Genomic DNA, 16205 nt, shown 5'->3' on the forward strand with positions numbered 1-16205 from the left:
ACCTATTTTTAACTGAACGGACGCCTTCGCTGGCAAGCCAGCTCCGTACAGGGGGCGGTGTCAATTTCGGGATTGGCGCACAAAACCCGAGGGTGCCGCGCGGGCATTCAGACAGGCCAGCGTTATCGTTCACGTCCATCGCGAGCAAGCTCGCTCCTACAGGTACAGGTTATTTTCATGAGCGAGCTGGATCGTTACCTGCAAGCTGCCACCCGCGACAACACTCGCCGCAGCTATCGGGCGGCCATCGAGCACTTCGAGGTCAGTTGGGGCGGGTTTCTGCCAGCAACGGCGGACAGCATCGCGCGCTACCTGGTGGCGTATGCCGGTGAGCTGTCGATCAACACCTTGAAGCTGCGCTTGTCGGCACTGGCGCAATGGCACAACAGCCAGGGTTTTGCCGATCCGACCAAGGCGCCGGTGGTGCGCAAGGTGTTCAAGGGCATTCGCGCGCTGCATCCGGCGCAGGAGAAACAGGCCGAGCCGTTGCAGCTGCAACATCTCGAACAGGCGGTGACCTGGCTGGAGCAGGAGGCGCAATCGGCAAAATCTGCAGGCGATCAACCGGTGCTTTTGCGGGCAAGGCGTGGACACCGCGCTGATCTCCTGGGTTTCTGGCGTGGCTTTCGCAGCGATGAGTTGTGTCGCCTGCAGATTGAGCACGTGCAAGCGAGCGCCGGTGCCGGCATCACGCTGTACCTGCCGCGCAGCAAAAGCGATCGTGAGAACCTCGGCAAGACCTATCAGACGCCGGCCTTGCAGCGGTTGTGTCCGGTGCAGGCGTACATCGACTGGATCAGCGCGGCGGCGTTGGTCCGTGGTCCGGTGTTCCGCGCAATCGATCGCTGGGGCAACTTGAGCGAGGAGGGGTTGCACGCCAATAGCGTGATCCCGTTATTGCGCCAGGCGCTGGAGCGCGCGGGAATTGCCGCCGAACAGTACACCAGCCACTCCTTGCGGCGCGGCTTCGCCACTTGGGCGCATCAGAGCGGGTGGGATTTGAAATCGTTGATGAGTTACGTCGGCTGGAAGGACATGAAGTCGGCCATGCGCTACGTCGACGCCAATCCGTTTCCGGTGATGCCCCGGATCGTTGAAAAGCCCGTGAGCCCCTAGGAACGTCTCAAGCTATTTCCCCGTCGCGCAGAGGAATCCATTGAGAAAGGCTCCTAGGAGCGTTTTCTTCTATTAATACTGTCCGCTAATAGCGAAAACCAATCAGCTGCATGAGGTTTGCCAATGAGCTATCGGGGAATTGAATAGGTAGGATTCATTCCATCAACTTTTCAACCCTGACGGAGAGTCATCGATGCCTATCATCAACAGCCAAGTTAAACCGTTCAAAGCTGACGCCTTCAAAAATGGCGACTTCGTAAAAGTGTCGGACGCTGACCTGAAAGGCAAGTGGTCTGTCGTGTTCTTCTACCCAGCCGACTTCACCTTCGTTTGCCCGACTGAACTCGAAGACCTGGCTGACAACTACGACGCGTTCCAGAAACTGGGCGTCGAGATCTACAGCGTTTCCACCGATACCCATTTTGCCCACGCTGCCTGGCACAACACGTCGCCAGCCATCGGCAAAATCCAGTACACCATGATCGGTGACCCGACCCACGCCATCTCCCGCAACTTCGACGTGCTGATCGAAGACGCCGGTCTGGCTGACCGTGGCACCTTCGTGATCAACCCTGAAGGCCAGATCAAAATCGTCGAACTGAACGACGGTGGTGTGGGTCGTGACGCTTCCGAACTGCTGCGCAAAATCAAGGCAGCCCAGTACGTCGCCGCTCACCCGGGCCAGGTTTGCCCAGCCAAGTGGAAAGAAGGCGAGGCCACACTGGCTCCGTCCCTGGACCTGGTCGGCAAGATCTAAGTCTGTGACACGCTTGATCAGGGCGGAACTCCGCACCTTCTGAGTACGCTGCACCGCCCAATAAAAACGCCCGGGCGAGATTCGCTCGGGCGTTTTTTTTTTACACATTCAAAAAGGAAATCGCCCGTATGTTGGACGCCAATCTTAAAACCCAGTTGAAGTCATACCTGGAACGGGTCACCCAGCCGATCGAGATCGTTGCCTCCCTCGACGACGGTGCGAAATCCAGGGAAATGCTCGAATTGCTGAAAGACGTTGCCAGTCTATCCAGCCAGATTACCTTGCTCGACAACGGTGATGATGTACGCAAACCATCGTTCTCGATCAATCGCCCGGGTGCCGATATCAGCCTGCGTTTCGCCGGCATCCCCATGGGCCACGAATTCACGTCCCTGGTGCTGGCCTTGCTGCAAGTCGGCGGCCACCCCTCGAAAGCCAGTGTCGAGGTGATCGAACAGATCCGCTCGCTCAAGGGCGAATTCAATTTCGAGACCTACTTCTCGCTGTCGTGCCAGAACTGCCCGGACGTGGTCCAGGCGCTGAACCTGATGGCCGTGTTGAACCCGAACATCCGCCACGTCGCCATCGACGGCGCGCTGTTCCAGGCCGAAGTCGACGAGCGCCAGATCATGGCCGTGCCCAGTCTCTACCTCAACGGCGTGAACTTCGGCCAGGGCCGTATGGGCCTGGAAGAAATCCTCGCGAAGATCGACACCAGCGGCATCGAGCGTCAGGCCGAGAAAATCAGTGCCAAAGCAGCCTTTGACGTACTGGTTGTCGGCGGTGGCCCGGCCGGTGCTGCGGCAGCGATCTACGCCGCCCGTAAAGGCATTCGCACCGGTGTCGCGGCCGAGCGTTTTGGTGGGCAGGTGCTGGACACCATGGCCATCGAAAACTTCATCTCCGTGCAGGAAACCGAAGGGCCGAAACTGGCCGTGGCCCTGGAAGAGCACGTCAAGCAGTACGACGTCGACATCATGAACCTGCAACGCGCCGACAAACTGGTGCCGGGCAAGAACGGTGAATTGAACGAAGTCCACTTCGCCAGCGGCGCGACATTGAAAGCCAAGACCGTGATCCTCGCGACCGGTGCGCGGTGGCGTGAAATGAACGTCCCCGGTGAGCAGCAATACCGCAACAAGGGCGTGGCGTACTGCCCGCACTGTGACGGTCCGCTGTTCAAAGGCAAGCGGGTGGCGGTGATTGGCGGCGGCAACTCCGGCGTCGAAGCAGCCATTGACCTGGCCGGCATCGTATCCCATGTGACGCTGCTCGAGTTCGACGTGCAACTGCGCGCCGATGCGGTCCTGCAGCGCAAGTTGCACAGCCTGCCGAACGTCACCGTGATCACCCATGCGCAAACCACTGAAGTGACTGGCGATGGTCAGAAGGTCAATGGCCTGCGCTACAAGGATCGTCAGTCGGATGAATTGCGGACGGTGGAGCTGGAAGGGATCTTCGTGCAGATCGGTCTGCTGCCCAACACCGATTGGCTTAAAGGCACTATCGAGTTGTCGCCGCGCGGCGAGATCATTGTCGATGCCCGTGGTGAGACGTCGGTGCCGGGCGTGTTTGCGGCCGGTGATGTGACGACTGTGCCATACAAGCAGATCGTGATTGCGGTGGGCGAGGGGGCCAAGGCTTCCCTGAGCGCATTCGATCACCTGATCCGGACTTCGGCCCCGGCGTAAGCCCGGACGCTGAAAACACAAAACCCATGCGCGATCATGGGTTTTTTTGTGCGCGCCGTTGCAAGCTTTTTGTAGGCGCCGGCTTGCTGGCGAAGGCGCTCGCATGGGCGCCGCAAGGCTTGAGGCCGCCTTCGCTGGCAAGCCAGCTCCTACAGGGGTGTACGTCAGAGTGGCGCGGGCTGGATGATTTCGACCCAGTAGGCATCCGGATCCTTGATGAACGCCAGGCTCTTCATGCGGCCGTCGTTCAGGCGTTTCTGGAAATCGCAGCCCAGTGCCTCGAAGCGCTCGCAGGCGGCGACGATGTCCGGCACCGAGATGCAGATGTGGCCGAAACCGCGCGGGTCGGTGTTGCCGTTGTGGTAGGCGAAATCCGCGTCGTTTTCGGTGCCGTGGTTATGGGTCAGTTCGAGGATGCCGGGGATCGATTTCATCCATTCGGTGCGCGCCGCGGCGTCGGCCGGGATCTGGTCTTTATCGACCAGCGCCAGGAAGTACAGGCTGAATTCGGCTTCCGGGAAGTCGCGTTTTTCCACCAGCGAGAAACCCAGGATCCGGGTGTAGAAATCCAGGGATCTGGTGATGTCCTTGACCCGCAGCATGGTGTGGTTGAACACGAACTTGCGGGTCGCGGTATCAGGCTGGGCGGTCACGCCGGGGAAGGTATTCAATTCGTGCAGGCTCATGGGCCCTCCGGACAATAAGTGGGGCTAGCGATGGCGACCATGATACGCAAGGGCGCGGGCATCACCAAATTTCAGCTATTGCCTGGCCGACGGGCGAGGCTCAGACTTTGCGGATCAAACCCTGAGTATTCATTGCAATGATTCGGTTTTTTCCATCGATTTTCGTCCTGCTGGGTGTGCTCCTGGCTGCAAATACTGCTCACGCCGATGCACCCGTCATGACCTGGCCTGCCGGTTGGGAGGTCGAAGCTGTTCCCCAGGAAGCCGCCAATGCCCAGGTGTCCCGCCAGCGCGCAGTGAAACACGATCAGGGCGGAACGCCGGTGATGGTGATGGAGGTGACCATGACGGAGATACAAGGCGACCATCAGGTGAATCTGCAGGGTGTGTTGCTGGAGATGCGCAAGTCGGTGCAGAAAGACTTCTTTCAAGGCGGCTATCAAAGTGTCTGCAACAAGATTCACCCCGCTCGCTTGAGCCGCCTGGAAGCGCTGGAAACTACCTGCACCATTACCCAGAACGGTCGTCATGTGCTGTCTCAACTATTGGTAGCGGCCGTGGATGCCGATAAGGCCTATGTTTTTTCTTGCGCGGGGCAGGCTGAGGTTTATAAGGCAAGCCAGGCTGAGATAGACGCTGCCCGTAACAGCTTGAAACTTTAGTTGAAGATTTCAATGTGCTGCAGGCGTAAGTACTTACGGACATTTTTAGATAGCCGAAGGGACTAAGCACACTGTAGGAGCGAGCTTGCTCGCGATGGATTCCAGAACACCGCGTACTATCCAGAAAATACGCGTTATCGTTGGCGACCATCGCGAGCAAGCTCGCTCCTACAACAGCATTGCCTGCATTGGCAGGGTTTTTTATTACCGCGGGTACTTAACCACGCAGCCAGGAATCCACGGTGTCGACACCGTATTGTTCCTTCCAGGCTTTCAGGCCGCGGTGGTTGCCGCCTTTGGTTTCAATCAGTTCACCGGTGTGCGGATTCTGATAGACCTTGACCACGCGAGCACGGCGGGTTTTAGGCGCTGCGGCCTGTTGCAGACCGGATTTGCCCGGGTTCGGATCGAGAATGGCGATGACGTCGCGCAGGCTCTTGCCATAGGTTTTCATCAGTCCCTGGAGCTTTTCTTCGAATTCGATTTCTTTCTTGAGCCCGGCATCGTTCTTCAGCGCTTCGAGCTGCTTGAGCTGTTCCTGAAGGGCCTTTTCAGCTGCACGAAATTCAGCGAGTCTGGACAATATCTTTACTCCAATAGTGTATTTGGCTGATACCAACCGCAAACAAGGCTAAAAGCCAGGCGCCTTGTAGCGACTCGGTGATAGTGGCTCACCTGCCAATCTTTGCGCATGCATGAAAAATTGTAGTGCAGGCATGAAAAATTGTAGTAGTTAATGAGCCAAGAGTAAATCCTGTCTTTTTCGTCATGTAACTAGACTAATATTTTGATTCAAATGGCTGCGCGCCGCTCTGTCTCGTCACTTTTAGCGATTAGTTAATGGTGACTTAATGCATTAATGAATTCCGCGCCGGGCATTGGTCGGCCAAACAGATAACCTTGCAGGAAGTTCACCCCGTGGGCGGTCAGGTAATCACTTTGCTCCAGGGTTTCCACGCCTTCGGCGACAATGCCCAGATCGAGCTTGGCCGAGAGCTCGATGATGGTGTCAAGAATGTGCCTTGAGAGTGCGTCGACTCCGATCATGGCGACGAAGCTCTGGTCGATTTTCAGGAAGTCCACATTGAATTGACGCAGATAGCCCAGGCTCGAGTGGCCGGTGCCAAAATCGTCGATCGCGATCATCACGCCCAACCCGTGCAGCTGTTCGAACAATTGATGGGTCATGGCCGTGGGCTCAATGAGCTCGCGCTCGGTCAACTCCAGCACCAGGTTGATCGAGCCCGGGTCGAAGGCCTTGATGAACTCGCGACAATCCTCGACCAGATCCAGGTTCTTGCAGTGGCTGGCGGTTATGTTGATGCCTATATGAAAGGGTTCTGTGAACGAGGGGGACAGGGGCGCCAGCAACGCGGCGGTCTGTTGCATCAATGAGCGGGTCATCGGCACGATCAGCCCGGAATATTCGGCAAACGGGATGAACAGATCCGGGCGCACCAGACCTTCCTTTGGATGATTCCAGCGCATCAGCACCTCGCAACCGGACCACCGCTTGCTGTCGCCATGGACCACCGGCTGGAAGTAGGGAATGAACTCCGCGGCTTCCATCGCGCGTTGCATTTCATGGCTGGGGGACATGGCGCGTTTTTGCAGAACATGCCCGATCGAGCCGGATACCACGCCGAAAAATATCAGCAAGCTGAACAATGGCGGATATTCGCTTTTCATATAGCGCCAGGTTTCGCCCTCGGGGAAACCGGCTGCCACGGTAAAAGCGTATCGCGAGGAGGCCAGTTCGTTTTGCGCTACCGGAAAGAGCGGCAGGGCTCCATCGTGGAACTGACCGTCGGCGGCCAGCCAATGTGGGCCGACTTGCAGCGCCAATAAGGTGTTGCGGCCGATCAGACGCAATACATTGCTCAGGTGATAACCGTCCAGAGCGCTCAGGGCGCTCCGTTGTCCTTCACTGAGTCGATACACCAGCAGCGCGCTATCGGGCGTGACCGGATTGCTCTTCATCAACAACAACTGGCCATGGGCGTAGTCGCCAGCATTGATCCTTTCCTGATAGTCACCGAACAGGGAACTGCAGTAAATACTGTCGTCCCAGACCAGATTGGTCGAGCGCACGAAGGGGCGGCGGGTGACCTGTTCACGCAAGGCCAGTTTGACATCGTTGCAGCGTTGGCCCGCCAGCGGCAGCAACTCGCGCGCGGCCTCGGCAGTGTTGTCGAACATCAATTCGAACTGGTTCACGGCTTGTTCCGCCGTTAACCGGGTACTTTGTTGCAGTGTGCGTTCAGCCTGCATATACAGAATGGCGAACCCCAACGATACCGGGAGTAAACCGCTCAAGACGGTCACAGCAATCCTGATCCCGCGTTTGCGGCGGTTTTTGACGTTCAGTGGCATTCATGGGACCTGTTGCGGTGAAAAAGAGGGCTCTCAAATGCAGGCAGGACGACTGCGGGCCTCCCAAAAAGAGTTCAGCTAACGGGCATGATAGAACGACTTGGGGTTTTTTGCCGATCAACGGTAGTACACAGCCTTTTGACAAACCCCTTGCGCGCGCAGGGAAATAGGCGATTTGATACAGAAGGCGGACAAAACGATTTACGCTGTGTAGAATCGGGTTACGCATATAAGAATAATCGTCTTCTGGCAGCAGAAGCCTCGCCCGTCATAGCCTTGGGTCGACCATGAAGATATTTGGGTTTCAATTGATCTACGGTGACTTCCTCGCCCGCAGCGTGCGGGGCATCTCCTGCGCGCCACCCGCCGGTCTCAGCATTGCCAGCAACTAACGATCCGTTACTTTCAGCTGTTGATTCTAAAAGCATGATGAGGCGCCAAAATGGCAGATTTATACGAAAACCCAATGGGCCTGATGGGCTTTGAATTCATCGAATTCGCATCGCCAACCCCCAACACCCTGGAGCCGATCTTCCAGATCATGGGCTTCACCAAGGTCGCGACCCATCGCTCCAAAGACGTGCAACTGTATCGCCAGGGCGCGATCAACCTGATCCTCAACAACGAACCCAACAGCGTTGCGTCGTACTTCGCGGCGGAACACGGCCCGTCGGTGTGCGGCATGGCCTTCCGGGTCAAGGATTCGCAGAAGGCCTACAAGCGCGCCCTGGAACTCGGCGCCCAGCCGATCCACATCGAGACCGGCCCGATGGAGCTGCACCTGCCGGCGATCAAAGGCATCGGCGGTGCGCCGCTGTACCTGATCGACCGTTTCGGCGAAGGCAGCTCGATCTACGACATCGACTTCGTGTTCATCGAAGGCGTTGACCGCAACCCGGTCGGGGCCGGCCTGAAGATCATCGACCACCTGACCCACAACGTGTACCGCGGGCGCATGGCCTACTGGGCCAACTTCTACGAGAAGCTGTTCAACTTCCGCGAGATCCGCTACTTCGACATCAAGGGTGAATACACCGGCCTGACGTCCAAGGCGATGACCGCGCCGGACGGCATGATCCGCATCCCGTTGAACGAAGAGTCGTCCAAGGGCGCCGGGCAGATCGAAGAGTTCCTGATGCAGTTCAACGGCGAGGGCATCCAGCACGTGGCTTTCCTCAGCGAGGACCTGCTCAAGACCTGGGATCACTTGAAAAGCATTGGCATGCGCTTTATGACTGCGCCGCCGGAAACCTACTATGAGATGCTCGAAGGCCGTTTGCCGAACCACGGCGAACCGGTCAACGAACTGCAGGCGCGGGGCATCTTGCTGGACGGTTCGTCAGAGTCGGGCGACAAGCGCCTGCTGCTGCAGATCTTCTCGGAAACCCTGATGGGCCCGGTGTTCTTCGAGTTCATCCAGCGTAAAGGCGACGATGGCTTCGGTGAAGGCAATTTCAAGGCGTTGTTTGAATCGATCGAGCGTGATCAGGTTCGTCGTGGTGTGCTCGCCACCGACTAAACCGCAACTGCTGTAAAAACTGTGGGAGCGGGCTTGCTCGCGAAAGCGGTGTGTCAGACGACGTTTTTGTTGACTGATTCGACGCCTTCGCGAGCAAGCCCGCTCCCACAATGGGTTTTGCGCGACCTTAAGGTCTGCGGTTACGGACCATGTGCTTGAACCCTTCAAACACCAACACCACCACCGCCAGCCAGATCGGAATATAGGTCAGCCATTCCCCGGGCTTGATGCTTTCCCCCAGCAACAACGCCACCCCGAGCAACAGCACCGGTTCGACATAGCTCAACAACCCGAACAGGCTGAACGGCAGCAACCGGCTGGCGATGATGTAGACCACCAGCGCCGAAGCACTGATCACCCCGAGCAACGGGATCAGCAGCGACAGCCATGGATGTTGATCGAACACGCCGAAGCCTTGTTCGCCGCTTTGAACGAACCACAGCGCCACGGGCAGCATTATGGCCATGTCCATCCACAAACCGCCGAGGTTGTCAGTCGCCAGGCGCTTGCGCAGGATGAAGTACAGCGGATAACCGATGACGACCAACAAGGTCGCCCAGGAAAAACCGCCGATCTGATACAGCTCGTTGAGCACGCCGAGGGAAGCAAAAAACACCGCGACCTTCTGCAGGTAGGACAAGCGCTCGCCATAGGCGAACCGCCCGGTCAGGACCATGGACAGCGGCAACAGGAAGTAGCCCAGGGACACGTCGAGGCTATAGCCGTTGAGCGGAGCCCACATGAACAGCCAGAGTTGCAGGCCGAGCAGCGTTGCGGAGAGGGCCATGCCGGCAAGCAGTCTGGGTTGGCCGACCAGCCGCCGAAACAGCGCGATCACCCGTTTCCATTCGCCGGAGACCACCATGAACACGGTCATGCAGGGCAGGGTCAGCAGCATGCGCCAGCCGAAGATTTCCACGCCGCTCAGGGGGGAGAGCAACGAGGTGAAGTAATACATGACGGCAAACAGCACCGAGGCCGAGACCGATAAAGCGATACCTTTAGACAAACTGCCCTCGCGAGGTTGAACGTGAAACGGGGCGCAGAGGATACGTGGTTTTCGAGCCGAATATTGACCGATCAATCAACACCGGCCCAATCATTGTAGGAGCAAGCTTGCTCGCGATGGTCGTCAACGATAACGCTGGAAACCTGACACCCCGCGGCGCTCTCTGGTTCATCGCGAGCAAGCTCGCTCCTACAGGGGCAAGAGTTTGCGCCCGGACACAAAATGGCTCACATCATTGAACCCCGGCGTCGACGCATGCCCCGGCGTCACCAGCGAGTCGATAAAGGCTTCATCCTCAGCCGTGATCTTCACCGCCTGTGCCTTGGTGTAGGCGTCCCACTGTTCCTCGGTCCGCGGGCCGACAATCGCCGACGTCACCGCGCTGTTGTTCAACACCCAGGCAATCGCAAACTCGACGATCCCCACCCCGCGGCTCTGGGTGTACGCCTGGATCTGCTGCGCAATACGCAGGGATTCCACTCGCCACTCGGTTTCCAGAATGCGTTTGTCGGCACGCCCGGCACGGCTGTTGGCGTCGGGCTGCACATCCGGCGCGTACTTGCCGCTGAGCACACCGCGCGCCAACGGGCTGTAAGGCACCACCCCCAGACCATAGGTGTGTGCGGCAGTGATCTGCTCGGTTTCGGCCTGGCGATTGACGATGTTGTACAGCGGCTGACTGATCACCGGTCGGTCGACCCCCAGTTTATCCGCCACGCGAATCACCTCGGCAATGCGCCAGCCACGGTAGTTCGACAAACCCCAATAGCGGACCTTGCCCTGGCGAATCAGGTCGCCGATGGCCGACACAGTGACTTCCAGCGGCGTGTTGTGATCCTCGCGGTGCAGGTAATAAATGTCGAGATAATCGGTGCCCAGGCGCGTCAGGCTGGCGTCGATGCCATTGAACAGATGCTTGCGGCTCAGGCCGCTGCGGTTCGGCACGCCGTCCACCGGGCCGAACCCGACCTTGGTCGCGAGCACCCATTCCTGACGGCGACTGGCGATGGCTTCGCCGACGATTTCCTCAGAGCGGCCGTTGGTATAGACGTCGGCGGTGTCGATAAAATTGATGCCCTGGTCCCAGGCCTTGTCGATGATCCGCAGGGAATCCTCGGTGCTGGTCTGTTCGCCGAACATCATGGTGCCCAGGGTCAGGGTCGACACCTGCAGGCCCGAATGACCCAGCGTGCGGTAGCTCATGAAGAAATCCTTTTGCCAGTGGGAAAGGCTCAATCAAATACCAGAACAACCGCAGGGATCAAACTGAAATATCGAATACCCCGGACCACAGAAGGCGGGGCACTCTCTTTATTATGTTTTTTCGCAAAGCGAGGTTAACGTTGATCGCCGAATGAAGCTCGGCCAGCCCCATCCCGCTTGCAAGGATCACCGCTATGTTTGAACTCGATCACGATCTGGCCCAGGACATCGTCGACCGGGCGATGGCCATCCTCCCGTACAACGTCAACGTCATGGACAGCCAGGGACTGATTCTCGGCAGCGGCGAAGCGGAGCGGGTCAATACTCGCCATGAAGGCGCGCAATTGGTACTGGCCAATGCTCGAGTAGTGGAGATCGACGCCCAGACAGCGATGCACCTCAAGGGCGTGCAGCCGGGCATCAACCTGCCGCTGTTGCTCGACCAGCGCCTGATTGGCGTGCTCGGTATCACCGGCGACCCCGAGCAACTGCGGACCTATGCCGAACTGGTGCGCATGACCGCCGAGATGCTGGTGGCCCAGCGCAATCAACAAGCCGACCAGCAATGGCGACGCCAGCGTTGCGATGACCTGCTGGCGTTGCTGCTCAGCGAGGCCGGGGATTCGCCGCGACTGATCGACGAAGCACAGCAACTGGGGCTCAAGCCACAGATGAACCGGGTACCCTATCTGTTCGAGTTGGGTGTGGAACAGGGGCCGGGGCAAACCGTCGAAGCGCTCGGCGCCTGGCTCACCTCGCGCTACCCGGACAGTTGGTGCATAAGCTCGGCCAAGTCTTCGTTGCTGTGGTGCCGACCGGCCAGCCAGACAGTCGAGAACCAGCGGCTGCTGGAAAAGCTCGACGGCCTCGGCTGGAACATCCTGCGCATTGCCGTGGGCGGGCAGGGCGATGGGTTGTCGGGTTTACGTCGTTGCAATCGGCAGGTCGCAGACTTGCTGGCCTACGGGCGCGATGTAGTGCCCCGCACCCGTGTGCTGACGTTGAACCGCTATCGACTGCCGGTGATGCTCTGGCGCCATCGCAACGACGACGCACTGGACGAGTTGCTCAAACCGTTGCGCCAAGTCATCGCCAAGGACGGTAACGGCCAACTGCTGGCAACCTTGCGCAGCTGGTGCGACCACGACGGCCAGAGCCAGGCCTGTGCCGATGCACTGGGCATCCACCGCAACAGCCTGCGCTACCGAATGGAACGCATCGCCGAACTCAGCGGCGTCGATCCCTTGCGCCTGGACGGCATGCTGGCACTTTATCTGGGCGTTCAGCTATTGCCCGACACCGACGCAAAACCCTAAACGACACAACCCCCTGTAGGAGCGAGCTTGCTCGCGATGGACTTGAAGCTGACGCGATCCAACGGGAGGAACGGGTTATCGTTCACGTCCATCGCGAGCAAGCTCGCTCCTACAGGGCGGCACGGGTTTTGTGACAATGAACAACAAACCCGGTCGTAATTTGTGCCGCGGCCTGGCGTCATTGTCGATGCCAACTGGCAGCATGAAGTCATTGGAACTGGAGAACACCCATGAAAATCGTGATCGCCCCCGATTCGTTCAAAGACAGCCTCAGCGCCCAAGGCGTAGCCGACGCCATTGCTCTGGGCCTGGCAGATGTATGGCCTGATGCTCAACTGGTCAAATGCCCGATGGCCGACGGCGGGGAGGGGACGATTGAATCGGTTCTGGCTGCTTGCAAGGGCGAGCTTCGCCGGATCGAGGTCCGCGGCCCGCTGGGTGCAACGGTCAATGCCGCCTGGGGCTGGTTGCCCCACAGCCACACCGCAATCATCGAAATGGCCGAAGCCAGCGGGCTGCAGTTGGTGCCGGTCGATCAGCGCGATGCCTGCCTGAGCAGCACCTTTGGCACGGGGCAATTGATCCGCGCGGCACTGGATGCCGGAGCACAACGGGTGATCCTGGCGATTGGCGGCAGCGCCACCAACGATGGCGGCGCGGGAGCGATGCAGGCGTTGGGCATGAAATTGGCTCGACGCACACGACAAGGTGTTGGAACCAGGCGGTTTGGCGCTCGCGCAACTGGCCCGCATTGACATGACTGACATCGATCCTCGTCTGGCCGACGCGCGCTTCGACATCGCCGCCGACGTCAACAATCCACTGTGCGGCCCCCACGGCGCCTCCGCGATTTTCGGCCCGCAAAAAGGTGCCTCGCCCGAACAGGTCGAGCAACTGGATCGCGCCCTCGGGCACTTCGCCGAACTGTGCGCCCAAACCCTGAAAACAGAAGTGCGCGACGAGCCCGGCAGCGGTGCGGCAGGCGGCCTGGGGTTTGCCGCCAAGGCGTTTCTGGGGGCGCAATTCCAAGCCGGCGTTGAAGTGGTCGCCGAACTGGCTGGCCTGGCCGAAGCGGTCAAAAACGCCGATCTGGTGATCACTGGCGAGGGGCGTTTCGATGCGCAGACTCTGCGTGGAAAGACGCCGTTTGGCGTCGCGCGGATCGCCAGGCAACAAGGTGTGCCGGTGATCGTCATCGCCGGCACGCTGGGCGAGGGTTACCAGCAACTGTATGCCCATGGCATCGATGCCGCGTTCGCCCTGGCGAGCGGACCGATGACATTGGCCCAGGCCTGTGCCGAGGCTCCGCGATTGTTGCGTGAACGGGCGAGCGATATAGCGCGGGTCTGGCGGATAGCCACGCGCAGGGTCTGACACTTCCTTCACCACAGAGATCGCGCGACTCCCGCGCCCGCCAACCCTCTGTATGCATCGCCACCTGTCAACTCTGACAGTATCGGAGCATTAAAATCTCGTGCCTAATTCGGTCAGGCTTCGCAAGCCTGGCAGAACGACGAAGCGTCGTATGCAGTGCGCAAATGGATCGAACTGCCAGACGGGTTCCACAGCCATGGCGAGGGTCATGGCTGAATTTGAACGGTACGGGAGAAGTGAACATGGCAAGTTCAGACAAACAGAAAAACGCGGAGCGGGTACGTTGGGCGGAACGCGAGCGCATGGCCCAACGTGACCGCGCAACGGCAGATTCCGAGGCGCTCGATCCCCTTACCATGGATGGCCTGATCCCTGGAGATACCGAAGGGTTGCGCCCGGCCTCGAGCAATGACTTGCCATTAGTCGTCAACATTCCCGCATGGAAAAATCTTCCACCTTTTCCCAACGCGGACGCCACCGTCCGGATTGAATGGGCGCGGGTGGGCGAGAGTACCTATACGAAACTCAAGGACGAACCCTTTCCTTACCCGCAAGATAGAGACGATTTCCCCAAGCCGGTCACACTTGACCCTTTCGATAAAGACTTTCAGGGTCGATTCAATCTCAGATGGACGTTGAAGCTCTACAGCGACCCGGATTTCGTCAGTCAATCAACGACCTCGCCGCTGCGTATCGACCGAACGCCGCCGTACGATCTGCTCAATCCTGCGGAATTCATTCTGGCTGCGGATGAAATAAACGACGCTTACCTGACGGCCAACGGCAATAAAGTAATGGTCGAGATCCCCGCTTACGCGGATTACGAGCTGGGGGACACGATCTCTTACGGCTGGCAAAAAGTCGAACCGATCAATCCGGAAGACATCGTGCCGATTACCCCGGTACCGATAGACATTCCGGTAGATCGAAAACTCGAAATCCCACTGTCGTTGCTGGAGGATGGTCCGGCCTTTTGTGCTTACCGTTTGTTTGACAAGGCCGGCAATCCCAGCCGTTTGTCCCTCATGCGGCTGCGCAACGTTGCGCTCGGGAAGCTCCCCATCGAACCTTTGCCTATACCCCATGTACCGCTGGCAGACGATAACGGCCTGATCGATCAGCTCGATGCTGCCAGCCGGGAGGTGACAGTGGTGATCCCCGAGGTGACTAATGGCAAGTCGACCGATGATATTTATGTCACTTGGGGAACAAAGGAGCTGCAGCCGCATCCGTTAGTGCCTCGGTCTGAAACCCGGATCAAGGTCCCGCTGGAAGTTTTAAAGGCCCAATACACCCAAGCCACCGGTGAACAGACAACGCCGGTGAAATACGAAGTCCGTCGTGGATCGCGGCCTTTCACAGCACCTGGCATTACGGTTCAGGTGGATTTTTCCAGGGTAGGGCCGGTCAACCCCGATTGGCCGGACATTACCAACCCCAACCTGGATGAGGTGGAGGTGCGGGGCAGGTCGGACCTTGAAAACCAACTGATACTGAGAGATGCGGAAGAAGACGCCAAAGTCTTGTTTACGCTTTACGACCCACCGGTGCCGGGGGATGAAATTCACGTGATGTGGGGTGGGTTGCCGGTGTTACCCGTGACCACCATCACCACCGAGACAGCGGGCACCCCTATGGAAATTCCAATCCCGTGGGACGTCATCGATGAACGCAGTAATGATCCCGCGTTGCCAGTGTTCTACTGGCTTCGTCGCCCCGGTGTTATCAACGCAGAGCGTTCAAAACCTACGCCAGTCGACGTGAATGTCCATACCGTCGTCCCCGACGCCGTACAGTTCCCGGACAAGGCCCCCGGCGATTTCATGTTTTGCCACTTGTTGGATTGGGATCCGGTCGAAGGCCTCGGAATCAAAGTGCATATCCCGGCCAACCCTCGCTACCTGAAAAAGGACGTAGTGGTCACGGTCAAGTGGCAGGGTCATAAAGGCTATGATCCGAGCGGCCCTCTTCCTGCCGACCCTATTGGCGGCACCGATCTGGAATACATATTTGACCCTCTGACCAAGGACCAGGAGCGTACCGGCCTTGACTGGATCGTGCGGCCTTACGATACAAAAATTCTGCCGTTGTATGGCGGTGAGTCGGATCAGGTTGGCCGGGGTATCGTCAGTTACACCGTCAGCGGCGTGACATCGCCGTCGCCGGACGCAACGCTCAATGTAGCGTTGGGGACAGGGACAGGCGTTTGCCCGATAACACGCCCTTGAGCTGAGGGCGCCGCTTTTTTTGACGGAACGGAAAGGGGTGCAGCGGCAGCGGCACCCCTTTTTTTTGCACCGGTGGTGAGTGGGATTTCCATTCCGGGATAACACCCACCACTGCTTAGGATTTTTCCTACATCCGCTGGAACTTCATCTCAATATTATTCGCCGCCTTTGTAGGTTCGAGCCGAGTTCGTTGTGGGAAATGACGGACTCATTCTGGTGAAACATTATATAGAGGTGGCTTTTCATGTTTTCGATAAAATCCTTTGCTTGT

12 protein-coding genes and 1 pseudogene are annotated in these 16205 nt (G+C 58.5%); 8 read left to right on the forward strand and 5 right to left on the reverse strand.

The annotated features are described in order from the left end of the window. The first annotated feature begins 177 nt into the window (after positions 1-177). From BZ163_RS05785 to ahpF, 3 genes are all read left to right on the forward strand, one after another. Positions 178-1116 (forward strand): site-specific integrase, encoded by a 939-nt coding sequence (locus BZ163_RS05785; RefSeq protein WP_128870131.1) that lies wholly within the window; start codon positions 178-180, stop codon positions 1114-1116. Between the two features lie 193 nt (positions 1117-1309). Beyond that, on the forward strand, positions 1310-1873 hold the full coding sequence (ahpC, locus tag BZ163_RS05790; RefSeq protein ID WP_010460707.1) for an alkyl hydroperoxide reductase subunit C: 564 nt from the start codon (positions 1310-1312) through the stop codon (positions 1871-1873). A gap of 128 nt (positions 1874-2001) precedes the next feature. Beyond that, entirely contained in the window at positions 2002-3564 is a 1563-nt protein-coding gene (gene ahpF / locus BZ163_RS05795) for an alkyl hydroperoxide reductase subunit F (protein WP_128870132.1), read from the forward strand. A gap of 164 nt (positions 3565-3728) precedes the next feature. Here ahpF and gloA read toward each other — a convergent pair whose 3' ends face one another. Continuing rightward, positions 3729-4250, reverse strand: coding sequence for a lactoylglutathione lyase (gene gloA / locus BZ163_RS05800; RefSeq protein ID WP_128870133.1), 522 nt, complete (start codon positions 4248-4250; stop codon positions 3729-3731). A 137-nt stretch (positions 4251-4387) separates the two neighbouring features. On the opposite strand from gloA, the gene BZ163_RS05805 reads away from it, so the two are divergent. Then, positions 4388-4912 carry a DUF4946 domain-containing protein gene (locus tag BZ163_RS05805; RefSeq protein WP_128870134.1) on the forward strand — a complete coding sequence of 175 codons (525 nt, stop codon included), beginning with the start codon at positions 4388-4390 and terminating at the stop codon, positions 4910-4912. Positions 4913-5129: 217 nt separating this feature from the next. On the opposite strand, the gene BZ163_RS05810 is transcribed toward BZ163_RS05805, so the two are convergent. Together BZ163_RS05810 and BZ163_RS05815 are read right to left on the reverse strand one after the other, a co-directional pair. Next, positions 5130-5495 carry a histone-like nucleoid-structuring protein, MvaT/MvaU family gene (locus BZ163_RS05810; RefSeq protein ID WP_128870135.1) on the reverse strand — a complete coding sequence of 122 codons (366 nt, stop codon included), beginning with the start codon at positions 5493-5495 and terminating at the stop codon, positions 5130-5132. A 254-nt stretch (positions 5496-5749) separates the two neighbouring features. Continuing rightward, positions 5750-7285, reverse strand: a complete 1536-nt coding sequence (locus BZ163_RS05815) for an EAL domain-containing protein (RefSeq protein WP_128870136.1) — start codon at positions 7283-7285, stop codon at positions 5750-5752. A gap of 442 nt (positions 7286-7727) precedes the next feature. Between BZ163_RS05815 and hppD the strand changes: the two genes are divergently transcribed. Continuing rightward, on the forward strand, positions 7728-8804 hold the full coding sequence (gene hppD / locus BZ163_RS05820) for a 4-hydroxyphenylpyruvate dioxygenase (protein ID WP_128870137.1): 1077 nt from the start codon (positions 7728-7730) through the stop codon (positions 8802-8804). Positions 8805-8931: 127 nt separating this feature from the next. Here hppD and rarD read toward each other — a convergent pair whose 3' ends face one another. Together rarD and BZ163_RS05835 are read right to left on the reverse strand one after the other, a co-directional pair. Beyond that, the gene (gene rarD, locus BZ163_RS05830) at positions 8932-9813 is read right to left on the reverse strand and encodes an EamA family transporter RarD (RefSeq protein WP_128870138.1); all 882 of its coding nucleotides are present in this window, start codon (positions 9811-9813) and stop codon (positions 8932-8934) included. 189 nt (positions 9814-10002) lie between these two features. After that, positions 10003-11016, reverse strand: a complete 1014-nt coding sequence (locus tag BZ163_RS05835) for an aldo/keto reductase (RefSeq protein WP_128870139.1) — start codon at positions 11014-11016, stop codon at positions 10003-10005. Between the two features lie 194 nt (positions 11017-11210). On the opposite strand from BZ163_RS05835, the gene BZ163_RS05840 reads away from it, so the two are divergent. The 3 genes and pseudogenes from BZ163_RS05840 to BZ163_RS05850 all read left to right on the forward strand — a co-directional run bounded on the left by BZ163_RS05840 (position 11211) and on the right by BZ163_RS05850 (position 15934). Next, complete coding sequence (locus tag BZ163_RS05840) at positions 11211-12332, forward strand: sugar diacid recognition domain-containing protein (protein ID WP_128870140.1); 1122 nt, start codon at positions 11211-11213, stop codon at positions 12330-12332. Between the two features lie 230 nt (positions 12333-12562). Further along, positions 12563-13706 (forward strand): annotated as a pseudogene (locus BZ163_RS05845) (glycerate kinase). A 242-nt stretch (positions 13707-13948) separates the two neighbouring features. Next, complete coding sequence (locus BZ163_RS05850) at positions 13949-15934, forward strand: hypothetical protein (protein ID WP_128870141.1); 1986 nt, start codon at positions 13949-13951, stop codon at positions 15932-15934. Positions 15935-16205 lie beyond the last annotated feature (271 nt).

It is taken from the genome of Pseudomonas sp. VI4.1 (assembly GCF_002029345.1).
Classification (GTDB): Bacteria; Pseudomonadota; Gammaproteobacteria; order Pseudomonadales; family Pseudomonadaceae; genus Aquipseudomonas.